Origin of the sequence: Microbacterium wangchenii, from assembly GCF_004564355.1 — a bacterium.
GTDB classification, from domain to species: Bacteria; Actinomycetota; Actinomycetes; order Actinomycetales; family Microbacteriaceae; genus Microbacterium; species Microbacterium wangchenii.
This window is the reverse complement of the sequence record NZ_CP038266.1, coordinates 1,895,332-1,917,714: the sequence shown is the minus strand read 5'-3', so window position 1 is coordinate 1,917,714 and position 22,383 is coordinate 1,895,332. Positions and strand designations below refer to the sequence as shown.

At 68.8% G+C, this 22,383-nt stretch carries 21 protein-coding genes; 5 read left to right on the top strand and 16 right to left on the bottom strand.

Translation table 11 applies throughout. The features are described from left to right. Positions 1–97 precede the first annotated feature (97 nt). From E4K62_RS09175 to E4K62_RS09155, 5 genes are read right to left on the bottom strand one after another with little or no spacing between them, the layout of a single operon-like run. Positions 98–946, bottom strand: coding sequence for an ABC transporter ATP-binding protein (locus tag E4K62_RS09175; RefSeq protein WP_135066541.1), 849 nt, complete (start codon positions 944–946; stop codon positions 98–100). Beyond that, the gene (locus E4K62_RS09170; protein WP_135066538.1) at positions 946–1,767 is read right to left on the bottom strand and encodes an ABC transporter ATP-binding protein; all 822 of its coding nucleotides are present in this window, start codon (positions 1,765–1,767) and stop codon (positions 946–948) included. Before E4K62_RS09170 ends, E4K62_RS09175 begins: the two co-directional genes overlap by 1 nt. Then, entirely contained in the window at positions 1,764–2,693 is a 930-nt protein-coding gene (locus E4K62_RS09165) for an ABC transporter permease (protein WP_135066535.1), read from the bottom strand. Before E4K62_RS09165 ends, E4K62_RS09170 begins: the two co-directional genes overlap by 4 nt. Next, a complete protein-coding gene (locus E4K62_RS09160; protein WP_240742879.1) occupies positions 2,690–3,754 on the bottom strand; it encodes an ABC transporter permease in 1,065 nt (354 codons plus the stop codon). Before E4K62_RS09160 ends, E4K62_RS09165 begins: the two co-directional genes overlap by 4 nt. A 1-nt stretch (position 3,755) precedes the next feature. Beyond that, positions 3,756–5,342 (bottom strand): ABC transporter substrate-binding protein, encoded by a 1,587-nt coding sequence (locus E4K62_RS09155; RefSeq protein ID WP_240742878.1) that lies wholly within the window; start codon positions 5,340–5,342, stop codon positions 3,756–3,758. A gap of 134 nt (positions 5,343–5,476) precedes the next feature. On the opposite strand from E4K62_RS09155, the gene E4K62_RS09150 reads away from it, so the two are divergent. Then, positions 5,477–6,046 carry an Lrp/AsnC family transcriptional regulator gene (locus tag E4K62_RS09150; protein WP_240742877.1) on the top strand — a complete coding sequence of 190 codons (570 nt, stop codon included), beginning with the start codon at positions 5,477–5,479 and terminating at the stop codon, positions 6,044–6,046. Between the two features lie 6 nt (positions 6,047–6,052). Here the strand turns inward: E4K62_RS09150 and E4K62_RS09145 are convergent, their stop codons facing one another. From E4K62_RS09145 to E4K62_RS09115, 7 genes are all read right to left on the bottom strand, one after another. Continuing rightward, positions 6,053–6,397, bottom strand: a complete 345-nt coding sequence (locus E4K62_RS09145) for an avidin-fold protein (RefSeq protein ID WP_205805923.1) — start codon at positions 6,395–6,397, stop codon at positions 6,053–6,055. Positions 6,398–6,481: 84 nt separating this feature from the next. After that, complete coding sequence (locus E4K62_RS09140) at positions 6,482–7,612, bottom strand: M24 family metallopeptidase (RefSeq protein ID WP_205805921.1); 1,131 nt, start codon at positions 7,610–7,612, stop codon at positions 6,482–6,484. A gap of 21 nt (positions 7,613–7,633) precedes the next feature. After that, a complete protein-coding gene (locus E4K62_RS09135; RefSeq protein ID WP_135066529.1) occupies positions 7,634–8,878 on the bottom strand; it encodes an MFS transporter in 1,245 nt (414 codons plus the stop codon). Further along, entirely contained in the window at positions 8,875–9,642 is a 768-nt protein-coding gene (gene narI / locus E4K62_RS09130) for a respiratory nitrate reductase subunit gamma (protein WP_135066526.1), read from the bottom strand. Before narI ends, E4K62_RS09135 begins: the two co-directional genes overlap by 4 nt. After that, positions 9,642–10,265, bottom strand: coding sequence for a nitrate reductase molybdenum cofactor assembly chaperone (gene narJ, locus E4K62_RS09125; RefSeq protein WP_135066523.1), 624 nt, complete (start codon positions 10,263–10,265; stop codon positions 9,642–9,644). Before narJ ends, narI begins: the two co-directional genes overlap by 1 nt. Next, a complete protein-coding gene (gene narH, locus E4K62_RS09120) occupies positions 10,265–11,944 on the bottom strand; it encodes a nitrate reductase subunit beta (protein WP_135066520.1) in 1,680 nt (559 codons plus the stop codon). Before narH ends, narJ begins: the two co-directional genes overlap by 1 nt. Then, positions 11,944–15,645 (bottom strand): nitrate reductase subunit alpha, encoded by a 3,702-nt coding sequence (locus E4K62_RS09115; RefSeq protein WP_135066517.1) that lies wholly within the window; start codon positions 15,643–15,645, stop codon positions 11,944–11,946. The genes narH and E4K62_RS09115 overlap by 1 nt, the downstream gene beginning before the upstream one ends. 122 nt (positions 15,646–15,767) lie before the next feature. Between E4K62_RS09115 and E4K62_RS09110 the strand changes: the two genes are divergently transcribed. Genes E4K62_RS09110 through E4K62_RS09100 form a run of 3 tightly spaced genes read left to right on the top strand, consistent with a single transcriptional unit; the run spans position 15,768 to position 17,161 of the window. Beyond that, the gene (locus E4K62_RS09110) at positions 15,768–16,583 is read left to right on the top strand and encodes a GNAT family N-acetyltransferase (RefSeq protein ID WP_135066514.1); all 816 of its coding nucleotides are present in this window, start codon (positions 15,768–15,770) and stop codon (positions 16,581–16,583) included. Beyond that, entirely contained in the window at positions 16,568–16,921 is a 354-nt protein-coding gene (locus E4K62_RS09105) for a hypothetical protein (protein WP_135066511.1), read from the top strand. The genes E4K62_RS09110 and E4K62_RS09105 overlap by 16 nt, the downstream gene beginning before the upstream one ends. A gap of 3 nt (positions 16,922–16,924) precedes the next feature. Beyond that, positions 16,925–17,161: a hypothetical protein gene (locus E4K62_RS09100; protein WP_135066508.1), complete on the top strand. Its 237-nt coding sequence runs from the start codon at positions 16,925–16,927 to the stop codon at positions 17,159–17,161. Between the two features lie 129 nt (positions 17,162–17,290). On the opposite strand, the gene E4K62_RS09095 is transcribed toward E4K62_RS09100, so the two are convergent. The 3 genes from E4K62_RS09095 to glnA form a co-directional block, all read right to left on the bottom strand. Beyond that, positions 17,291–18,172, bottom strand: a complete 882-nt coding sequence (locus E4K62_RS09095; RefSeq protein WP_135066505.1) for an ABC transporter permease subunit — start codon at positions 18,170–18,172, stop codon at positions 17,291–17,293. After that, complete coding sequence (locus E4K62_RS09090; RefSeq protein ID WP_135066502.1) at positions 18,169–19,095, bottom strand: ABC transporter ATP-binding protein; 927 nt, start codon at positions 19,093–19,095, stop codon at positions 18,169–18,171. The genes E4K62_RS09095 and E4K62_RS09090 overlap by 4 nt, the downstream gene beginning before the upstream one ends. 514 nt (positions 19,096–19,609) lie before the next feature. After that, positions 19,610–21,034, bottom strand: coding sequence for a type I glutamate--ammonia ligase (gene glnA, locus E4K62_RS09085; RefSeq protein ID WP_135066499.1), 1,425 nt, complete (start codon positions 21,032–21,034; stop codon positions 19,610–19,612). A gap of 135 nt (positions 21,035–21,169) precedes the next feature. Here glnA and E4K62_RS09080 point away from each other — a divergent pair, with 135 nt between their 5' ends. Next, on the top strand, positions 21,170–21,571 hold the full coding sequence (locus E4K62_RS09080; RefSeq protein ID WP_135066496.1) for an RDD family protein: 402 nt from the start codon (positions 21,170–21,172) through the stop codon (positions 21,569–21,571). Positions 21,572–21,601: 30 nt separating this feature from the next. Here the strand turns inward: E4K62_RS09080 and E4K62_RS09075 are convergent, their stop codons facing one another. Beyond that, positions 21,602–22,312 carry a DUF4191 domain-containing protein gene (locus E4K62_RS09075; RefSeq protein ID WP_135066493.1) on the bottom strand — a complete coding sequence of 237 codons (711 nt, stop codon included), beginning with the start codon at positions 22,310–22,312 and terminating at the stop codon, positions 21,602–21,604. Between the last annotated feature and the right edge of the window lie 71 nt (positions 22,313–22,383).

Here is a 22,383-nt window from a genome sequence, read left to right as displayed (position 1 = left end):
AGCGAAGTACGCGCGGCCCCACCCCATCGGTGCACACTAACAGGCCCCGTGCGGCGTGCTCCGACATCATCCGGGATGGCGGATCTTCCGGTGACTGCTACGCCGCCCGGTCCCGGGCTACCGGGATGTCCTCCGACCACGCCTCCGGCGCTTCGGCGGCGGGCGCGGACGGCAGCGTCCCCGTGCCGTCGGGGTGCGGAATGGCCGCGAGCAGGTCGCGCGTGTACGGGTGCAGGGGATTCGCCCACACCAGCGGTGTGGGTCCGGATTCCACGATGCGGCCGCGGTACATGACGGCGACCCGGTCGGCCATAAGGCGCACCACCGACAGGTCGTGCGAGATGAACAGCATCCCCGACCCCGAGTCCAGACACAGCTCGCGCATCATGCCCGCCACGGCTGCCTGCGCGGAGGCGTCCAATGCCGAGATCGGCTCGTCGGCGACGATGAGGTCGGGCCGCGCGGCCAGGGCCCGCGCGATGGCCACACGCTGTCGCTGACCGCCGGACAGCTGGTGGGGGAATCGGCCGGCGAAGGATGCGGGGAGGCCGACGGCTTCGAGCCACTCCTCGGGTCGCGGCGACGACACGCCTCGGCTCCGCGCCGCGCGGGTGCCGTCGGCGATCTGCTGCGCGACGCGGACGCGGGGGTTCAGGGACGAGTTGGGGTCCTGGAACACCATCTGCATCGCCGTCAACGCCCGCGGGCGTGTGCGCAGCCCCAGCGGCTTGACGGAAGCGCCGTGGTAGGCGATCGTCCCCGCGTGGGCCCGTTCCATGCCGATGACGGCGCGCGCCGTGGACGACTTCCCGCAGCCGCTCTCACCGACGAGGGCGAGGACTTCTCCCGGGGCGATGTGCAGCGACACACCGTCGACGGCGCGCACCGCGGCCCGCCCGCCGTACTCGACGACGAGGCCGTCCACCTGAAGGATCGGTGTGCTCATCACTCGTCCTCTCCCATGGCCGGCGTCTCCACCAGCGACTCCTGCGCGTCGGGCATCGCCGCCAGCAGCTGGCGCGTGTACTCGTGCGCCGGCGCGGTGAACACCTGCGCCCGCGTCCCCGACTCCACGATGCGTCCGTGACGCATGACGGCGACATCATCGGCCACCGCGCTCATGACACCCAGGTCGTGTGTCACCAGCAGGACCGCGAGGTTCCGTTCGACCGCGAGGTCGCGCAGCAGGTGGAGCACCCCGGCCTGCACGGTGACGTCCAGCGCCGTCGTGGGTTCATCGGCCAGGAGGACCTCCGGATCGCAGGCGAGCGCGATCGCGATCGCGACGCGCTGCCGTTGGCCGCCGGAGAACTGGTGCGGGAATTTCTTCAGCGCCGCCTCGGGCTGGGGCACGCGCACCCGTTCGAGCAGGTGCACGGCACGGGCCCGCGCGTCGCTGCGGGAGAGTCGCAGGTGCGTGCGCATGACGTCGGTGAGCTGGGCCCCGACGGTCAGCTGCGGATGCAGGCTCGCGGACGGATCTTGGAACACCATGCCGATCCGGCCGCCGCGGATGCTGCGATACCGGCGCCGGGGCATTCCGACGAGTTCCTCGTCGCTCAGCCGGATGGACCCGCTGACCGTTCCGCCGGCCGGCAGGAGCCCGAGGACGGCCATCGCCGTCATGCTCTTGCCCGAGCCCGACTCGCCGGCCAGTCCCTGGATCGCGCCGGGACGCAGGGTCAGATCGATGCCGCACACCACCTCGGTGCGGGCACCGCGCGGACCCAGCTCGACACGCAGGTCGCTGATCGTCAGGGCGTTCATCGCGACGCCTCCTTCGGAGCGGACTCCGCGAGGTCCGCGCCATCCGGCACGGTGTTCTGGGCCGGACGCGAGGTCGCCGCCAGAGGGTCCAGCGCGTCGCGCAGCGAATCGCCGATGAAGTTGAACGCCATCACGACGGTGAGGATCGCCAGCCCCGGGAAGACCCCGAGCCACCACGCGTCGATGTGCTGCATCGCCGCGGAGATCATCGCACCCCACTCGGGGGCGGGCGGCTGTGCGCCCAATCCGAGGAAGGACAGGCCCGACAGCAGCAGGATCGCGGTGCCGATGTCGAGGGCGGCGAGCACGAGGACGGGGCCGGCGACATTGGGCAGGATGTCCACGCGCAGCGACCGCAGGGGCGAGTAGCCGAGGAGACGGCCGGCGACGACGTAGTTCTGCGTGCGCAGACTCAGCACGAGAGACCGGGTGATGCGCGCGTACTGCGGCCACGCGACGACGATGCCGGCGATCACGGCGTTCATGATCGAGGGACCGAGGGAGGCGGCGATGACCATCGCCAGGATCACGGTCGGGAAGGCCATGACCATGTCGGTGATGCGCATGAGCACCTCGTCGACCCAGCCGCCGATGTACCCCGCGACGGCGCCGATGATCGTGCCGATGAGCAGAGCGCACACCACGAGGATGAGCGCGAGCGGGATCGTCGTGCGGGCGCCGGTGATGAGGCGGGAGAAGACGTCGCGGCCGTTCGCATCCGTGCCCATGATCGACTCGGCGCTGGGTGGCATGAGGCGGGGGAGGTCCTGCGCCAACGGGCCGTACGGTGCGATCCACGGCGCGAGCACGGCGACGACGATCCAGGCGGCGGCGATGACGACGCCGATGATCGCGAGCGGAGTGCGCCATGCGGCGGGCAGGCGCCGGCGTGGGCGCGCCGCACGCGCGGGCAGGATCAGGTTCATGACAGCCTCACCCGGGGATCGAGGAGCCCGTAGAGGACGTCGATCACGAAGTTGATGACGAGATAGATGATGCCGATGATCAGGCCGACGCCGGTCACGGCCAGCAGATCCAAGCCCTTCGCCGCGTTGTACGCGTAGGTCCCCAGACCCGGCCAGGCGAAGACCGCCTCGACGAGGACCGTGCCCGACAGCAGTGTGCCGAAGGCGATCCCCACCATGGTCAGGATGGGAAGTGCCGCTCCGCGCAGGACGTACGCGAACACGACGCGGGGGCCCGTCAGCCCCTTGGCGCGGGCGGCGCGGGCGTAGTCGGCATCGAGCACCTCGAGCACCGAGGTGCGGATGAAGCGGGTCAGCAGCGCGATCGTGAACAGGCTCAGCACGAACACGGGCAGCGCGAGATGGCTGACGGCGTCGAAGAAGCCGACGGAGTCGCCGTTGAGGAGGAAGTCGACCGTGTAGAACCCCGTGATGCGCGGGGGCGGCGTGATCGTCGGCGACAGCCGGCCCGACCCCCGCACCCAACCGAGCTCGAGGAAGAAGAAGTTGTACGCCAGGATCGCCATCCAGAACGTCGGGATGCTCAGGCCCACGAGCGACACGACGCGCACGACCTGGTCGGTCGCCTTGCCGCGACGGTAGGCCGCGAGCGTGCCGAGCACGACGGCGACGGCGAGGCTCAGGATGATCGCGTAGAACGCCACTTCACCGGTGGCGGGAACCGCCTTGGCCAGGTCGTCGGCGACGGGACGACCGGTCGTGATGGAGGTGCCCAGGTCACCGCTGAGCATGTTGCCGAGATAGACGACGAAGCGCTCGGGGACGGACTTGTTCAGCCCGAACTTCTCCTCGTACGCCGCGACGGTGGCCGGATTGGACGACGCGCCCTCGCCCAGCGCCGCGCGCACCGGGTCGCCGGGGACCATCACGGTGAGCAGGAACGTCACGAGGACGACCCCCAGAAGGAGCAGAACGGAGGTGCCCGCCCGCCGCGCCAGGAACCGGGCCAGGGAGTGGCGGCCGGTCCCGGTGCGACGGGCGGGCGTGGTGGTTGCGGTCACGTCACTCGGCGGGGGAGAGTGCCGTGAGATCCAGCGTCCACGTCGGGTTGTAGGTCAGTCCCGTCACCGAGGTGTCACTCGCGACGTTGTTGCCCGGCACGATGAGCGGAACGAACGGGCCGCTCTCCTGCATCGCCGTCGCGTAGGCCGTGAAGGCCTCGGTGCGCTCGTCGCCGGAGGTGGCGTTGCGCGCCGCGGCGACCTGGGCGGCGATCTCCGGCGCCGCCTCGGCGGGCCAGCCCGCGCGCAGGCCGACCTTCTCGCCCGGCCCGAAGGGCAGGAACGACGAGGTGTCGGCGTAGTCCGGACCCCAATACCACATCGAGAATGCTCCGGTGCCGTTGACGTACGGGTCGATCTCGGTGGCGAAGGGGGCGGGGGCCAGCTCGATGTTGATGCCGACGGCCTTCAGCTGCTCCTGCACGCGCTCCGCGACCGGCGTGAACTCGACGCCGCCGACGGGGTTGTCGTTGGGGAACTGCAGCTTCAGCGTCTCCCCGGCGTAGCCGGACTCCGCCAGCGCGGCCTGGGCGCGGTCGAGGTCCTGCGAGACACCCTCGTCGAGCGCACCGGCGAACATCGGGGGGATGACCCCGGACGCCTGTGCCGCGCCGGCGCCGGCGAGCTCGAGGATCTTGTCGTAGTCCAGCGCGTAGCGGATCGCCTCGGCGAATGCGGGGGTCGCCGTGGCAGGGGCGACCTCTGCGTTCTGGTTGATGAGGAGGAAGATCGTCTCGGCTGAGGGCACCGAGTCCACGGTGAAGTCTTCGCCGAGGCTCTCGACCTGGTCACCGCTCAGATCCACGGCGATGTTCGAGTCGCCGCCCTTCAGGTTGATCAGCTGGGTGGCGCTTTCGGTCACGTTGCGGACGACGATCTTGTCGTATGCCGGCGGGGTCGGGCCGTTGTACTCCGGGTTCTCCACCAGCACCACCTGCGTGGTGAGGTCGAGGGAGTCCAGCAGGTACGGTCCCGAGCCTGCGGAGGCGCCGTCGAGGAACTCCTGTGCCGCGTCGGCGGTGTCGACGGCGCCCCCGTTCGCCTCGACTTCTTCGGCGTTGAGGATCGACAGCGAGGGGTTCGTGACGATCGCGGGAAGCTGGAGCGAGGGCTGCTCGGTCTTGAGGACGACGGTGGTGTCATCGACCTTCTCGACGGTGATCCCCGTCATGAGGAAGTTCGCCTTCGAGTCGGTCATGCCGGCGACGCGGTTGAGCGAGAACACGACATCATCGGCGGTCACCGGAGACCCGTCGGAGAACACGCGGTCCTCGTCGAGCGTGAACGTGAACTCGGTCGCATCCTCGTTCTGCTCCATCGTCGCCAGGGACGGCTGCGGTGTGGTGTCGTCGCCGGTGAAGGTCAGCAGCGTGTCGTAGACGGCGTGCAGGACGAGGTTGCCGGTGGGGACGTAGTTCCGGCCGGGGTCGCCGGTCTCGAGCGAGAAGGCCGTGTCGATGACAAGGGTGGAGGGGGCTCCCTCACCGTTGCCGCCGTTGTCGGCCGAGTTTCCGCCGGAACATCCGGCGAGGGCGAGGGCGGTCGCAGCGATGAGCGCGGCGGCGGCGCGGGCGCGTGGTCGGGCCACAGGCGGGTCCTCCTGGTCGGGTACTTGGACATCTGGAAGGTGTCCACGGGGTTTGGTCGCACTCTATCCGAGATTCTGCGGGTCACCGACGCGTTCAGTCGACTGCGGTTCGACCAGCGTGCAGAATGTCCAATATGAGCGAACCGCGGATGCACTCGGCTGGACGATCAGCCGTTCAGATCGACGAAATCGGCTATGACATCCTCCGTGTGCTCCGAGATGACGGTCGTGTTTCGATTGCGGCGCTGGCTGCCCGGGTCGGCATCTCGCGCGCGAGCGCGTACAGCCGGGTCGAGGCCCTGACCCGCGCCGGCGTCATCACCGGGTACAGCGCTCGCGTCGATGCGGCGAGGGCGGGCCTCGGCGTGTGCGCGCTCGTCTTCTGCTCGGTGCATCCGCAGAGCTGGGAGGAGTTCTTCACCGCGGTGCGGAATCTGCCCGAGGTGGAGTCGGCCAAGATCACCACCGGCGAGCACGACATCATGCTGCTCGTGCGCAGCATCGATGTGCAGGGCATCTACGCGCTCGTGGCCGGCGGCATCGCCTCGCTGCCGCACGTCGCGCGGGTGGAGACGGTTCTCATCCTCAACGAGGTGTTCGAGCGGCCCTATGTGCTTCCCACCGATATCCCGGCCCGCGAGCGACCTCCCCAGGGAGGGCTCGTGAGCTTCGTCGCGACCAGCTCCGACCGTCCGGCGGGCTGATCCGGCTCACAGCTGGATGCAGATGCTCTCGTGCTCGACGCCGCCCACCGCGAAGCTCTCCACCAGGCGCATGCGGCCGTCCTCGGCGTCCTCGATCCGGCTGTCCGCGCTGCCGCGCACGACGGTGCCGTCGGCGGCGAGGGCGTGGGCGAAGGAGATGCTCACGACGTCACCCTCCACGGACCCGACGAAGCGGCCCTCCGTGACGGTGTCACCCGTGTACTCGCCCCAGACGAGCCGGCCGTCCTGGTGGTAGGTGAAGGTCGTGGGGGCGTGCGGGTCGACGATGCTGGCGGTGGAGGAGACCATCGCGAAGCGCAGCCCGTCGAGGTCGATCACTGAGGTGGACATCCCACGAGTATCGCTGGCGGCGACCCGCCGCTGTCAAACCGGCACTGTCAACCCGGCACTGTCAACCGGAGGCTGCTGCACGGGTCACTCCAGCACGGTGAGACCGTGTGGGCGTCGATTGAGCGACTCGGAGCCGGACTCGGTGACCACGACGATGTCCTCGATGCGCGCGCCCCAGCGTCCAGGGAAATAGATGCCCGGCTCGATGCTGAAAGCCATGCCCGCGCGCAGGACGGTCTCGTCGTCCGTCACGATGTACGGCTCTTCGTGCACGGACAGCCCGATGCCGTGACCGGTGCGGTGCAGGAAGGCTTCCCCGAGCCCCGCCGCGACCAGCAGGTCGCGCGCGGCACGGTCGACGTGGGTGGCGGTGACCCCCGGGCGCACGGCATCCACGGCTGCCTGCTGCGCCCGCTCGAGCACGGCGAAGCGCTCCGCGACAGCGGGGTCGGGGGTTCCCATGACGTACGTGCGCGTGGAGTCGGAGTAGTAGCCCGGCGCGACCGCGCCGCCGATGTCGACCACGACGACGTCACCGCGGGTCACGACGCGGTCGGACACCTCGTGGTGCGGGTCGGCGCCGTGCGGCCCGGCGCCCACCACCACGAACGCCACCTCCTGGTGCCCTTCGTCCAGGATCGCGGAAGCGATGAGGTCGGCGACTTCCCGCTCGGTGCGGCCGACCTGCAGGAACTCCGCCATCCGCGCGTGCACGCGGTCGATCGCGTCGCCCGCGCGGCGGAGCGCCGCGATCTCGTCGGCGTCCTTGACCGCGCGCAGCTCGCGCAGGACGGCAGTCGCCAGGACCGGCGTCCGCGTGAGCGCGTCGGCGAGGGGCAGCGTGTGGAGGGCGGGCATCGCCTCGTCGACGGCGAATCGTCCCTGGCCGGGGATGAGCCGCGCGACGAGCCGGTACGGATCCTCGCCGTCGACCCATTCGTGGACGGCCAGGTCCAGGTCGGCGACGGCGGAGCCTCCCAGTGACGCCCGCTCCATGCGCGGCGCGACGACAGCCGCAGCGCCCTCCGCCGGCACCACCAGTGCGGTCAACCGCTCGTGCGTGGATGCGGTGGCGCCCAGGAGGTAGCGGAGGTCGGGCCCGGGGGTCACCACGATCGCATCCAGGCCGGCGGCGGCCGCGGCGCGCGCGGCGCGGCTGAGGCGGTCGCGGTAGACCGCGGAATCGAATCGGGCGGCGGCAGGGGCGGCGGTCACGACCACATCCTAGGACTGCGCTCAGCGTCGTCCTGATCCCGCCCTTGCCTGGGGGACCGGGGCGCGGCGGCGCGCGAGGTAGATCGTGAAGACGAAGGCGATGGCCGCCGTCGCGCACAGCAGCAGCAGTCCGACGGTGTAGCGATGGGTCTCGGGGTCGTAGGTGGCGCCCATGACCAGAGGAGGGAAGAATCCTCCGAAGCCGCCGGCGGCCCCCACGATCCCCGTCACGGAGCCGACGTTGGCTGCGGGAGCCCGCTGGGCGACCCACGCGAAGACCGATCCCGTCCCCAGCCCGAGCGAGATCGCCATGGCGATGAAGGATGCACCGGCGAGCAGCTCGGGCGGCGGCTGGAGGGAGATGACCACGGCCATGACCGCGGCGCCGGCGAGTGAGACGCCGGTGATCACCGCGGGACCGAACCGGTCGGACAGCCAGCCGCCGACGGGCCGTGCGATGACGGCCGCGACGGCGAACCCCGCGGTGCGCGTTCCTGCCTCGGCCAGATCGTATCCGTACACCTCGCGGAGATATGTGGGCAGGTAGGTGGAGAAGGCGACGAAGCCCCCGAAGGTCACGGCGTACAGGAACGCCATCTGCCACGTCACGGTCAGGCGGGCCGCCTCCTCCAGCTTGGGAAGCACACGGTCGCGGTTGGGGTGCCAGGACGGGGAATCCCGCATCCCGAACCAGACCACGGCGGCCACCACGAGCAGGGCCGCGGCGATGGCGATGTGGGTCCAGACATAGCCGAGCGAGGTCACCAGGCGGGGCGTGAAGAACGCCGAGAGAGCAGTGCCACCCATCCCGGCCCCGAAGAGCCCCGTCGCGAAGCCGCGCTTGCTGGGGTCGTACCAGGCGTTGACGAAGGGGATGCCGACGGCGAACGTCGTCCCGGCGATACCGAGGATGAAGCCGAACAGCAGCAGGAGCGGGTACGACCCGGCCTCGCCGGCCCACATCACCAGGATCACCGGGATGGCGGAGACGGCCGTCAGGACGCTGAACATGATCCGGCCGCCGAATCGGTCGGTGAGGGCCCCGGTGACGATGCGGCCGGCGGATCCGACCAGGACGGGGGTCGCGATCGCCATCGAGAGCTGGGTGGGGGTCAGGTCCAGGTCGTCGGCGTAGCTGACCCCGATGGGGCCGATGATGTTCCAGGCCCAGAAGGTGACGGCGAAGGAGACCAGGGCCAGTGCGAGGTTGCGGCCGCGCCCGGCCAACGGGCCGGTGACGGCGCGGCGCGCGTTCCGCGTGGTCATCGCCGTCCCCGCCGGACACGCTCGGGCGCGCGGTCGGGAGTGCCCACCGGCGCCCACCCGCGTCGCGTTGCGCCGGCTGTGGTGGGTCGGCGGTCGCGGCTGCGGTAGACGATGTACGGACGGAACAGGTACTGGACGGGCGCGGTGAAGGCGTGGACGAGCCGGGTGAACGGCCACAGGATGAACAGTGCCATCCCCGCGAGGGTGTGGATGTGGAACGCCAGGGGCGCTGCGTTCATCGCGGCGATGTCGGGCTGGAGGATGAAGATGGAGCGGAACCACGGCGCGACCGAGTCCCGATAGTTCTGGTCGGGAGAGGGATCCACGGCGCTGATCACGGTGGTGGCCAGCCCCGTGATGATCGCCGCCACGAGCACGACGTACATCGTCTTGTCGTTCTTGGTGGTGGCCATGAAGACGGGGCCGGTGGTGCGGCGCCGGTAGATGAGGATGACGACCCCGACGAGAGTGGCGAACCCGGCGAAGGTTCCGAGGATGAGCGCCACGGCATGGTAGGTGTCTTCGGTCACACCGATCGCGTCCGTCCAGGACTCGGGGATGACGAGTCCCATGATGTGGCCGATGAGGACGATGAGGATGCCGAAGTGGAACAGCGGAGACCCGATGCGCAGGAGACGCGACTCGTAGAGCTGGGATGAGCGCGTGGTCCAGCCGAACTGGTCGTACCGGTAGCGCCAGACGAGCCCGCCGACCAGGAGCACGATCGTGACGTACGGCAGCACGCCCCACAGGAAGACGTCCATCAGCGCCCTCCCGTCCCGGCCATCGGCAGCAGGCGCGGGTCGTACGCGTCGAGTCCGACGGATTCGGCGGGCGGCCCGGACGCCGCCATCGCCATGGCCTGCTCCCGATCCTGCGGAGATCGTCCGGGAAGGGTCTGGCAGACGGCCACGAGCACACCCGCATACGGGGACGAGCGGTCGGCCAGTGCGAGGCGGATGAGCTCGAGGCTCGCGCGGTACTCCTGCAGCAGCTGCGCTCCCGAATCCGGGGCATGGCGGGCGAACTCGAGGACGAGCGGCAGATGATCGGGCAGTTCGCCGGTGCCGGTGAGTTCGAGACCGTGCTCCCGGTAGCGCCGCTTCATGTCGGCGAGCACCTGGCCACGCCGGCGGGTGTCGCCGTCGGTCCAGTAGGACAGGTAGAGCGCGTGCCGCTTGGACATGTCGAACACGTCGACGTAGGTCTGCTGCACGGTCTCCGCCGGTTCCTCCTCCCACCAGTCCAGCAGCGGCGCGAAGTGATCCGTCGCCGACGCCGCGGACTCCGTGAGGGCCTGCCGAACGATCGCCCTCATCGCCAACACTTCGTCTGTGGGGTAGCTCAGGGCTATGGAGGCGGCCTGGTACACGACCGCGCGGTTCATCAGGAGCCCTCGCCTTCGCGATCGTCGCGCCGCGGGGGGAAGAGCCCGCCCGGGGCGCCGTTGCCGTCCCAGTTGAGCAGGTTCACCCGTCCGCGCATGGTGTCCCCGCTCGCCCGGGAGTCGGAGGTCTGCCGATCCTGGAGCGCTTGGAAGGTCTCCACCGCCACCGGCGTCGGCGTTCCGCTGGCCTCACCGAACGGCGCCGACGCGTTCGCATAGGGTCCGCCGTCGAAGTCGAGCGAGCACCCGAGTTCTTCCAGGTCGTGCGCCTGCTCGTAGTGCGCGGTGGGGATGACGTAGCGGTCCTCGTACTTCGCGATCGCCAGCAGCCGGTACATCGCGTAGAGCGTCTCGCCGTCCATACCGACCGACTCCGCGATGGACTCGTCGGCCTCGCGTCCCAGAGTGATGTCGCGCAGGTACGCGCGCATTCCAGCGAGGCGGCGGAGCACCGTCGTGATGATCGTGGCGTCGCCGGCGGTGAACAGCTCGGCGAGGTACTCCACGGGAATGCGGAGCGCCTCGATCGCACCGAACAGCGTGCCGGCCGCCTCGGCGTCGTGGCCCTGGTCGCGGAGCAGATCGACGATGGGCGACAGGGGCGGGATGTACCAGACCATCGGCATGGTGCGATATTCGGGATGCAGCGGCAGCGCCACGCGGTACTTCTTCGCCAGCGCGTACACGGGTGACCGGCGCGCCGCATCCAGCCAGTCCTCGGGGATGTCCTGCTCCCGCGCCGCCTGGATCACCGCGGGGTCGTCCGGGTCGAGGATCAGGTTCAGCTGCGCCTCGTACAGGTCCTGCTCGTTCGGTGTGGAGGCCGCCTCCGTGACGCCGTCGGCGTCGTACAGGAAGAGCCCGAGGTAGCGCAGACGCCCCACGCACGTCTCGGAGCAGATCGTGGGGATGCCGACCTCCAGCCGCGGATAGCACATGGTGCATTTCTCGGCCTTGCCCGTCTTGTGGTTGAAGTACATCTTCTTGTATGGGCACCCGGTGATGCACTGGCGCCAGCCGCGGCAGCGGTCCTGATCGACGAGGACGATACCGTCCTCCGACCGCTTGTAGATCGCACCCGAGGGGCACGAGGCCATGCACGAGGGGTTCAGGCAGTGCTCGCAGATGCGCGGCAGGTAGAACATGAACGTCTGCTCGAACTGGAACTTGATGGCGTCCTCGGATTCGCGACGTACCTTCTCCACGACCGGGTCGAGCATCCCCATCTCGCTGACGCCGCCGAGGTTGTCATCCCAGTTCGCCGACCACGTGATCTTCGTGTCTTCCCCGGTGATGAGCGACTTCGGCCGTGCGACGGGCATGTCATCGCCGAGGGGCGCGTCGATGAGGGTGCGGTAGTCGTAGGTCCAGGGCTCGTAATAGTCCTCCAGCTTGGGCTGCACCGGCGAGGAGAAGATGGACAGCAGCCGCCGCATCCGCCCGCCGGTGCGCAGCTTCAGGCGCCCGCGACGGTTGATCGTCCAGCCCCCGCGCCATTGCTCCTGGTCCTCATAGCGACGGGGGTAGCCCTGACCGGGACGCGTCTCCACGTTGTTGAACCACACGTACTCGGTGCCGGCGCGGTTCGTCCATGCCTGCTTGCAGGTCACCGAGCAGGTGTGGCACCCGATGCACTTGTCGAGGTTCATCACCATGCCCATCTGGGCCATCACTCGCATCAGTACGTCACCTCCTGCGAGCGGCGGCGGACCGTGGCCACCATGTCGCGCTGGTTGCCGGTGGGGCCCAGATAGTTGAAGGCGTACGCCAGTTGCGCGTAGCCCCCGATGAGATGAGTGGGCTTGACCAGGAGGCGCGTGGGGGAGTTGTGGATCCCGCCCCGCCGTCCGGTCGCCTCCGATTTCGGCACGTCGATCGTGCGCTCCTGCGCATGGTGGACGTACACGACGCCCGCAGGCATCCGGTGCGACACGATCGCCCTGCCCACGAACACCCCGTTGGAGTTGACGCATTCCACCCATTCGTTGTCGGCGACGTCGATGGCGGCCGCGTCCTCGGCCGCCATCCACACCGTCGGGCCGCCCCGGGAGAGGGAGAGCATGAGGAGGTTGTCCTGGTACTCCGAGTGGATGGACCACTTGTTGTGCGGCGTGAGGTAGCGGACCACGACCTGCTGACGTCCGTCGGGGCCGAGCTTGGGCTCGCCGAACAGGCGGTGCATGTCCAACGGCGGGCGGAAGATCGGCAGTGCCTCGCCGAGGTCGCGCATCCAGTCGTGGTCGAGGTAGAAGTGCATGCGGCCGGTGAGGGTGCGGAAGGGCTGCAACCGCTCGATGTTGACGGTGAAGGGCGCGTACCGCCGGCCGCCGGTCTCCGACCCCGACCATTCCGGCGACGTGATCACGGGCACGGGAGCGGCCTGCGTCATCGCGAACGTGATGTGCTTCTCCTCCGACCCCTCCGCAAGGTCGACGAGCGGCTTTCCGACGCGCTTCTCCAGGGTGGTGAAGCCCTGCACGGCGAGTTCACCGTTGGTCGTGCCCGAGAACGCGAGGATCGCCTCGGCCATCTTCACGTCGGTGTCCATCGCCGGGCGCCCCTCGGCAGCTCCGCCGAGCATCACCCCGTGGGCCTTGGCCAGCCGCTGCACTTCACCGGAGACGTCGTAGGTGACGTTCTTCACGTTGAATCCGAGACTGTCGGCCAGCGGTCCGATGGTCGCCAGCTTGTCGGCGATCGCGGTGTAGTCGCGCTCGACCACCACCAGGTTGGGTGCGGTCTTGCCGGGAACGGGCTCCACGTCGCCGCGCGCCCAATCGCGCACGACCCCGCCGGGCTGGCTCACTTCTCCGGGCGTGTCGTGCTGCATGGGCGCGGAGACGAGATCTTTGCGCACCCCGAGGTGCGTGCGTGCCATCTCGGAGAACTCGCGGGCGATGGCGGTGAACATGTCGAAGTCGCTGCGCGCCTCCCACGGCGGATCGATCGCGGGGGTGAAGGCGTGCACGAACGGGTGCATGTCGGTCGAGGACAGGTCGTACTTCTCGTACCAGGTCGCGGCGGGGAAGACGACGTCCGAGAGCAGCGTCGTGGAGGTCATGCGGAAATCGGCCGACACCAGGAGGTCGAGCTTGCCCTCGGGGATATCGTCGCGCCACGCGATGTCACGGGGACGCGCGGAGGTCTCGTCGGAGGCCATCAGGTTGCTCTGCGTGCCCAGCAGATGCTTCAGGAAGTACTCGTTCCCCTTCGCCGAGGACCCCATCAGATTCGACCGCCACAGCGTGAGCAGACGCGGCCACGACCGTGGGGCGTCCACGTCGGCGATCGCCGGTTGGAGGGTTCCGTCCACCAGCCGGGACGTCACATACGAAGCAGGATCCTTCGCCTCGCCGGCGTCCACGGCGGCGGATGCAGCATCCGCCACCTCGAGCGGGTTGACATCCCACTGCGGATAGAACGGCATCCAGCCCAGCCGTGCGGCCTGCGCGATGGCATCCGCGGTGTGCATGCCGGTGAGGTTCCCCTCCGCGAGCGGTGAGGCCAGCGCATCGGCGGAGTAGCCATCGAAGCGCCACTGATCCGTGTGCATGTACCAGTAGGCGGTGCCGATCATGGTCCGGGACGGCCGAGCCCAGTCCAGTGCATTCGCCAGGGAGAGCCACCCGGTGATGGGACGGCACTTCTCCTGCCCCACGTAGTGCGCCCAGCCCCCGCCGTTGCGGCCCATCGCCCCCGTGAGGATGAGGAGGGCGAGGATGGCGCGGTAGGTGGCATCGCCGTGGAACCACTGGCAGACCCCGGCGCCCATGATGATCATCGTGCGGCCGCGCGAATCGAGGGAGTTCTGTGCGATCTCCCGGGCGATGCGCGTGCATGCCTGCGCCGGCACGCCCGTGATGGCCTCCTGCCAGGCCGGCGTATACGGGGTCGCCGCATCGTCGTACCCGGTGGGCCACTCGCCGGGGAGTCCATCGCGCCCGACCCCGTACTGGGCGAGCATGAGGTCGAGGACGGTGGTGACGAGCTTCCCGCCCACCCGTGTCGCCGGTACGCCCCGCCGCAGCACCCCGCCGGAACCGTCGGGGGCGTCGAAGCGGGGCAGGAGCACCTCGGTCGGCTCCTCGGCCGTCTGCGCGTCCCGCACCGACAGCGCAGGGACGACACCCTCGAGGTCGAGGTTCCAGCGCCCCTCGCCCGACGGGGCGTACCGGAAGCCGATCGAGCCGTTGGGCACGTACGGGCGCGCGGTGGCGGCATCCAGCACGACGGTCTTCCATGCGTCCTCGGGCGCCGTCTCGCCCAGGTCGGCGGCGGTGAGGAACTTGCCCGGGACCAGCGTTCCGTCCGCGCGCGCGGTGAGCGTGATGAGGTTCGGCAGGTCGGTGTACGTGCGGGCGTACTCGGCGAAGAACGGTGCGCGCTGCTGCACGTAGTTCTCGGTGAGGATGACGTGCCCCATCGCCATGGCGAGGGCCGCGTCGGTGCCGGCCTGGCATGGCAGCCACTCGTCGGCGAACTTGGTGTTGTCGGCGTAGTCGGGGGAGACGGCGACCACCTTCGTGCCGCGGTAGCGCACCTCCGTCATCCAGTGCGCGTCCGGCGTGCGGGTGACAGGGACGTTGGAGCCCCACATCATGAGGTACGTGGCATCCCACCAGTCCCCGGATTCGGGCACGTCGGTCTGGTCGCCGAAGACCTGCGGGCTGGCCACCGGCAGGTCGGCGTACCAGTCGTAGAACGAGGTCATCACCCCGCCGAGAAGCTGCGTGAACCGCGTGCCGATGCAGTGCGACACCATCGACATCGCCGGGATCGGGGAGAATCCGGCGACACGGTCCGGGCCGTACTCCTTGATCGTGTGGACGTAGCCGGCCGCGACGAGCTCGACCGCCTCCGCCCACGTCGCACGGACCAGTCCGCCCTTGCCGCGCGCCTGCTGGTAGCGCCGGCGGATCTCGGGGTCGGTGGAGATCTTCCCGAAGGCGAGCACAGGGTCGCCGGTCTCGGCTTTGGCGCGCCGGTACTCCTCCAGCAGCACCCCGCGCACGTAGGGGTACCGCACGCGCGTGGGGGAGTAGGTGTACCACGAGAACGCGGCCCCGCGAGGGCAGCCGCGGGGTTCGTATTCGGGGCGATCGGGGCCCACGCTGGGATAGTCCGTCTGCTGGGCCTCCCACGTGATGATGCCGTCTTTGACGTACACCTTCCACGAGCACGAACCCGTGCAGTTGACCCCGTGGGTGGAGCGCACCACCTTGTCGTGGCTCCAGCGGTCGCGGTAGAACGAGTCGCCCTCGCGGCCGCCCTGGAGGAACTCCGCCCGGTGATCGGGCGTCTGCTCCCGCCGCGTGAAGAACCTGCCGACACCCAGGAGCGCATCGGAAGCCGGACCGTCAACACCGATGGCGGGCGTCATGCCTGAAAGCTACTCAGGCCCCTCGTGGGCCACCACGGCCTTTCGTCCCGGTTTCCGCGCGTTGCCCGTGCGGGGCTCCGGTGCAAGCCTGAACGGGAGCCATTCGCGTGCGGGAGAGGTCCATGCATCCGATCGAAGCGTCTCTGGCGACCGACGCCGACGACACGGCGCTGGCACGCGCCGTCGAGCGAAACACCGCGGAACTGCTGCTGCGCATGGGTGATGCGGGCGGTGGACACCGTCGTGATGACGACGTGTCGTGGACCCTCGGCGGCTCGCCACTCGACTACCACAACGCCGTCGTGGCGGCACGACTGGACGATGACTCCGTCGACGCCGCGATCCTCGAGAGCCGGGAACGGCTCCGCCGAGCCCGGGTGCCCGGCTCCTGGCACGTCGGGCCATCCATGCGCCCAGACGACCTGCCGGCTCGACTTGCGCGCGTCGGCTTCGAGCCGGACGGTGAAGAGCCGGGTATGGCATCGAGGCTGGACCGGATTCCGCGGCACCCTACGGCGCCCCTCGACGTCGAGATCGTGCGCGATGCGCGGGACCTGGGTGTGTGGATCCAGACCCTGGGCAGCGGCTTCGGCGAAGGCCCGCGCGAAGCCGAGTGGGTAGGTGAGGTGTTTCTCCGCATCGGTCTCGACCGGCCGGATCTCCGCCATCTGCTCGCCCGAAGGGAGGGCAGTCCGGTCGGCACCGCCACCGTGATGACGGCGGGTGGGGTGGGCGGGCTGTACTTCGTCATGACGGTGCCGGATGCGCGCCGACAGGGGATCGGTGCCGAGATTACGCGAGCCGCGATGCGCGTCGCCCGCGATGCGGGTATGCACCACGCCGTACTCACGGCGTCGGCCATGGGCCGTTCGGTCTACCGGTCGGTGGGATTCCGGGAGGTGTGCACCATCCGGCTGTTCACGTGGCGGCCGGACTGAGCTTCATGGTGTCCGGCACCGGCGCTGAAGGGCGGGGGGCGGCCGGCCTTGGGTCCGATAACCTGCAGCGGTTCACCGCGTACATCTCCTTCAACAACACCGACCAGCGGGCCATCAAGACCGGTACCACCGGGGCGCTTGTCATCGCCATCGGCGCGCTCAACCCCGCCGTCGGAATTGCAGCCGGCTTGGCTGTCTCCATCGCCAACGAGTACATTGCCGGCAACGGCTTCTGCCCCAGCAACGACGAGCTGTGGGTGTACTTCACCGACGGTCCCACCGGGCCGAACTACACCCAGGTAGTGTGCCGACCGGTCTCTCACCCCGGAGGTGGATAAGACATGACCCGCAAGCACCGCAACCGGCTGCTGCTCGTGGCCACCGTCACCATCCTGGTCATCGGGACGGCCGCGGGCCCCGTGTTCGCAGCTGACGGGTTCGCGGCAGGGTTGGGGTTCATGGGCTTGTGCGCCATCGCACCGGCTGCGGTGCTCGGCGTCATCGCCTACATCTGGCACGGCAACGACAAGGAGAAGCGGGAAGCGTCCACCGCCCCACGCTCGTCGCTACGCCAGTAGCCAGGCACAGAAAACGCCCGCCGGCCTGAGTCGGCGGGCGTTCTCGATGTCAGTGGCGCATGACCGGCAGAGCGGGTACGTGCGCTGATTCAGCAACGGTCCTCATCCTCGGACTCGTCATGCAATCGCTCACGCATCGCGACGCTTGAGCGTCACGATCGCCACGCTGAACAGCACGACGACCCAGACCACGAGGCCGAGAGCCGCCTGCCACGGTTCGAGGACCCAGAGACCCTCGGCTCGGTTGAGCGGTGAGCCCGGTGCGACGAACTCCGCGTAACCCGGGTGGCTGGTGAGGGCTCGGCCCAGGTTGAACGGGAGCAGCGCTACGAGGTTGTGCAACCGGACCTGCGACGCGGCACCACCGGCCACGAGGCCGAGCCCGAGCGGTACGACGAACACGAGTCCGAGCGCCGTGGCGATGCCGCTCGCGATGTTGCGCAGGAACGCGCCGATCGCGAAGGCCATGAGCCCGACCATCACGAGGTAGCCGACGCTGCCGATCATGGCACGCCAGTAGTGCGGGTCGTCGAGGCGGATGTCGATGCCGTTCCCGGCGAGCAGCGGGATGGAGATCGGGATCGTGACGGCCACCGCCATTGCACCGATAAGGAAGGTGACGACGGCGAACACCAACGCTTTGGCAAGCAACGCGGGAACCCGACGCGGTACAGCCGTGAGGGTGGACTTGATCATCCCGCTGCTGTATTCGCCGGCAATCACCACCACGCCCAACACGCCCACGATAAGAACGTTGATATCGGTGCTGAGATTGATGACATTCACGCCGGCGTACTGCTGGCCTGTCTGTGCGACCTCTCCGTCGAACCAGGCGAAACTCGTCGAGGAGGACATCTGAGCTCCCACACCGACGGTGATCGCGACGATGGCGGCGTAAATCCACCAGGTCGATCGGATGCTGCGGAGCTTGATCCACTCGGAGTGGATGATCCCTCCGATGCTGAGGTTCTGCCCTGTGGCCGCGAAGACCGGAGTGGTGGTCGCGCTCATCGGGTGCCCTCCGAAGGGGTCTGGGGGGTCGTGTACTCGACCTCATCGCGAGTGAGTTCCATGTACGCCTCTTCGAGAGACCTCGTCACGGGCGTGAGCTCGTAGACGATGACGCCCGCTCCGGCCGCGATCTCCGCGATGCGCGCCGCGGCGACCCGGGTAACCGAGAGAAGGTCCGTCTCGGCGCTGGTGACGCCGGCGCCCTGCGCGGCGAGCAGCGCGCCGAGACGGTCGGCATCGCTCGCACGCACCAGCACGGAGTCCCCCGACGCCTTCGCGAGGATCTCGCTGACGGGTGCATCAGCGAGCACCCTTCCGCGCCCGAGCACGATCAGATGCTCCGCGGTCTGCGCCATCTCGCTCATCAGGTGCGACGAGAGCAAGACCGTCCTCCCTTCCGTGGCGAGGGTGCGGGCGAGTCGGCGCACCCAAATGACGCCCTCGGGGTCGAGCCCGTTGACCGGTTCGTCGAGGATAAGCGTGGCGGGGTCGCCGAGCAGTGCGGTGGCGAGCCCGAGGCGCTGTCCCATTCCGAGCGAGAAGCCGCGTACGCGCTTCCGCGCCACCGAGTCGAGACCGGCGAGGCGGATGACCTCGTCGACGCGCTTCGTTCCGATGCGGTGCGTCGCCGCCATGGCGAGCAGATGGTCGCGGGCGGTGCGCCCTGGGTGCACGGCCCGCGCGTCGAGGAGCACTCCCACCTCGTGCAGCGGCGACCGGTGGTCTTCGTAGGGCCGCCCGTTGATCGTTACCGTGCCGGAGGTGGGGCGATCGAGCCCGACGATCATGCGCATCGTCGTCGACTTGCCCGCCCCGTTCGGGCCGAGGAAACCGGTTACTCGTCCCGGAGCGACCGAGAAGTCGATGCCGTCGACGGCGGTCTTCGGTCCGTAGCGTTTGGTCAGGGACTGAGCGTGAATCACAGGATTCCATTCTCTGCGGTGCCGCAGGTCGTAATGCCGAGCGAGAAGCTAGCTCAGCTAGTGGACACCATGTGGCGGGGACAGGGTCAAGAGGGACACCCCCGTGCTGATCGCGACTTCGTCCATGACGTTCCGGCTTCATCGTGGCAAGCGTCACGTGAATATTGGTTAGACTCGCAACTAATTTGCTGTCTCAGCAAACCATCGCCAGAGCAACCCTCGCGCGCCCAGGCAACAACGACCCGTTACTGGACTCGAGCGAGCGGACGCAGGTGTCGCCGCCCCAGCCCTTCTCTACCGCCCCTTCGCCCCGGATCGGCGCCAGGTGCCGGTGCCGATCCGCCGCACGCGGTCGCGTCGGGGAGGGCGACACCCGCGGGGAGGCCGCCGGCCGCGTCCACGGCTGCGGCGAGGGACGTGTCGGACACGATTCGCACGTCGGGCCAAAGAGAAACCCCCTCAACTTCCGCATGATTACGCGGAAGTTGAGGGGGTGTAGACCCTCAGGGAGGCGTCAGACGCCGAAGTACAGCTCGTACTCGAAGGGGTGCGGACGCTGGGCGATCGGCTGGATCTCGTTCTCGATCTTGTACTCGATCCAGGTCTCGATGAGCTCCTCGGTGAAGACGCCACCCGCGAGCAGGAACTCGTGGTCGGCGCGCAGGGCCTCGAGCGAGTCCAACAGCGAGTTCGGAACCTGCGGGATGTTCTTCGCCTCTTCCGCGGGCAGCTCGTACAGGTCCTTGTCCACCGGCTCGTGCGGCTCGATGCGGTTGTTGATGCCGTCGATGCCGGCCATCAGCTGGGCGGCGAACGCGAGATACGGGTTGCCCGAGGCATCCGGCGCGCGGAACTCGATGCGCTTGGCCTTGGGGTTCGAGCCCGTGATCGGGATGCGGATGGCGGCGGAGCGGTTGCCCGCCGAGTACACCAGGTTCACCGGCGCCTCGAAGCCCTTCACCAGACGGTGGTAGCTGTTCAGCGTCGGGTTGGTGAAGGCGAGGATCGCCGGCGCGTGGGCCAGGATGCCGCCGATGTACCACCGCGCGACGTCGGAGAGCCCGGCGTACCCGGTCTCGTCGTAGAACAGCGGCTTGCCGTCGTTCCACAGCGACTGGTGCGTGTGCATGCCCGAGCCGTTGTCGCCGAACAGCGGCTTGGGCATGAAGGTCGCGACCTTGCCCCACTCCAGCGCGGTGTTCTTGACGATGTACTTGAACTTCAGGATGTCGTCGGCCGCGTGCACCATGGTGTCGAAGCGGTAGTTGATCTCGGCCTGGCCGCCCGTGCCCACCTCGTGGTGCGCACGCTCGAGCTGCAGGCCCGCCTCGATGAGCTTGAGGCTGATGTCATCGCGCAGATCGGCCTGCTTGTCGACGGGGGAGACAGGGAAGTAGCCGCCCTTGTAGGGGGTCTTGTTCGCCAGGTTGCCGCCCTCTTCGGCGCGGCCGGTGTTCCAGGCGCCTTCCTCGGAGTCCACGGAGTAGAAGCTCGTGTTCTGCTTCACCTCGTAGCGGACGTCGTCGAAGATGTAGAACTCGGCCTCGGGGGCGAAGTACGCCGTGTCGGCGATTCCGGTGGAGGCGAGGTACTTCTCGGCCTTCTTGGCGACCTGACGCGGGTCCTTCGAGTAGATCTCGCCGTTGCGCGGGTTATAGATGTCGAAGACCATGATGAGGGTCTTGGCCTCGCGGAACGGGTCGAGGTAGGCGGTCGTGACATCCGGGATCAGCTGCATGTCCGACTCGTGGATGTTCGCGAACCCGCGGATCGAGGAGCCGTCGAACAGCTGTCCGACCGTGAAGAAGTCTTCGTCGACCGTGGATGCGGGGATGTTGAAGTGCTGCTGCACGCCCGGGAGATCCGTGAAACGGATGTCGAGGAACTTGACGTCCTCGTCCTGGATGAACTTCAGCACCTCGGATGAATCTTTGAACATGTGAAGACTCCAGAGGTAGGGCATCGGGACGCGCCGGCCTGCCAAGGCTGGCTCCTTGAACCTACCCAGGGGGCGTTGCCCGGCAGTGTCTCCTATGTTTCCGGCATGTTACGCGTGGCGAATTAGGCTGAAGGCATGCCCGACGAACTCCCCGCCGACTCCTACCCCGGCGAGCGACTGGGGCTGCCCGCGCAGGGTCGCGGCAGCCTGGCCCCGCTGGGTCGCCGGGTGCTGGCCATCATCGTCGACTGGGGCTGCGCGGTGGTGATCTCGATGGCGTTCTTCTCGTACGACGCCCTCGCGACCACGACGATCTTCGTGATCGTGCAGATCCTCTTCATCCCCACGATCGGGGGAAGCCCCGGTCACCGGCTGTTCGGGATGCGGGTGCAGCGTGTTCCGGGCGGATGGCCCGGACTGTGGCGCCCGATCGTGCGCTCGGTGCTGCTGGCTCTGGTCATCCCCGCTGTGATCTGGGACGCCGACAACCGCGGCCTGCACGACAAGGCCGCCGGGACGGTCCTCGTCCGCGCCTGACGGCGCCTGGCCGGCGCGGACTGCGGTAGGTCAGCGGGGGCGCGGAGCGCGGACCTTCGTCGGGTCGACACCCTTGGGGATGGGCAGCGATGTGACCGACTGAGAGATCGAGTCGATGCGCTTGATCACGGCGGCCATGGTGGCGCGGTCGATCTTCTTCGGCAGCGCCTTGATGGTGGAGGCGAGATCCTTGATCTGCACCTCGTCGGGGCCGTGGCCGACGTAGAAGACATGGACCGGCACGCCGGAGGCCACGCGCTGCACCTTGGATCGCTCGTCGTTGACCAGGCGCGTGAGGCGCCCGCGTGCGCCTTCTCCGATGATGACGACTCCGCCTCGGCCGACGGCGCGGTATACGGCCTCCTGAGTGCGCGGGTTGACCCCGACGGGCATCTCCGACGCGCTCCACTTGCGCCCGAGGCCCGTGGACAGGACGTGCCCGGCGGCTCCGGGCATCCCGTCGATCTTCCGGTACATGGCCTTGGTCGAGAGCCGGGTCATGGTGATCATGGCGCCCAGGGCACCGGCCATCAGGCCCGTGACACCCCACAGGATGATGCTCCACACCGCGACCGGCGGGATGAGGAAACCCACTCCGACGCCGAGGGCGACGCCGGCCAGGAGGATGCCGATCAGTGCGTAGGGAAGCCAGCGGTAGGCCTCGCGCGTGAACCGGAAAAGGGTGCGGAGCTGCGAGAAGAAGCCGGGGCGCTTCTCGGGTGCGGAACTGCGAGCGGCCATGCATCTGATTCTAGCTACGGTGGGCGCGCGTCCTGTCCTGCACAGGCCGGCAGGTGCGCGGGGTTGTCCCC

Coding starts and splice junctions, on each gene's coding strand:
- E4K62_RS09175 (WP_135066541.1), bottom strand. CDS start 946: ATGAGCACACCGATCCTTCAGGTGGACGGCCTCGTCGTCGAGTACGGC.
- E4K62_RS09170 (WP_135066538.1), bottom strand. CDS start 1,767: ATGAACGCCCTGACGATCAGCGACCTGCGTGTCGAGCTGGGTCCGCGC.
- E4K62_RS09165 (WP_135066535.1), bottom strand. CDS start 2,693: ATGAACCTGATCCTGCCCGCGCGTGCGGCGCGCCCACGCCGGCGCCTG.
- E4K62_RS09150 (WP_240742877.1), top strand. CDS start 5,477: ATGAGCGAACCGCGGATGCACTCGGCTGGACGATCAGCCGTTCAGATC.
- E4K62_RS09145 (WP_205805923.1), bottom strand. CDS start 6,397: ATGTCCACCTCAGTGATCGACCTCGACGGGCTGCGCTTCGCGATGGTC.
- E4K62_RS09135 (WP_135066529.1), bottom strand. CDS start 8,878: ATGACCACGCGGAACGCGCGCCGCGCCGTCACCGGCCCGTTGGCCGGG.
- narI (WP_135066526.1), bottom strand. CDS start 9,642: ATGGACGTCTTCCTGTGGGGCGTGCTGCCGTACGTCACGATCGTGCTC.
- narJ (WP_135066523.1), bottom strand. CDS start 10,265: ATGAACCGCGCGGTCGTGTACCAGGCCGCCTCCATAGCCCTGAGCTAC.
- narH (WP_135066520.1), bottom strand. CDS start 11,944: ATGCGAGTGATGGCCCAGATGGGCATGGTGATGAACCTCGACAAGTGC.
- E4K62_RS09115 (WP_135066517.1), bottom strand. CDS start 15,645: ATGACGCCCGCCATCGGTGTTGACGGTCCGGCTTCCGATGCGCTCCTG.
- E4K62_RS09110 (WP_135066514.1), top strand. CDS start 15,768: ATGCATCCGATCGAAGCGTCTCTGGCGACCGACGCCGACGACACGGCG.
- E4K62_RS09100 (WP_135066508.1), top strand. CDS start 16,925: ATGACCCGCAAGCACCGCAACCGGCTGCTGCTCGTGGCCACCGTCACC.
- E4K62_RS09095 (WP_135066505.1), bottom strand. CDS start 18,172: ATGAGCGCGACCACCACTCCGGTCTTCGCGGCCACAGGGCAGAACCTC.
- glnA (WP_135066499.1), bottom strand. CDS start 21,034: ATGTTCAAAGATTCATCCGAGGTGCTGAAGTTCATCCAGGACGAGGAC.
- E4K62_RS09080 (WP_135066496.1), top strand. CDS start 21,170: ATGCCCGACGAACTCCCCGCCGACTCCTACCCCGGCGAGCGACTGGGG.
- E4K62_RS09075 (WP_135066493.1), bottom strand. CDS start 22,312: ATGGCCGCTCGCAGTTCCGCACCCGAGAAGCGCCCCGGCTTCTTCTCG.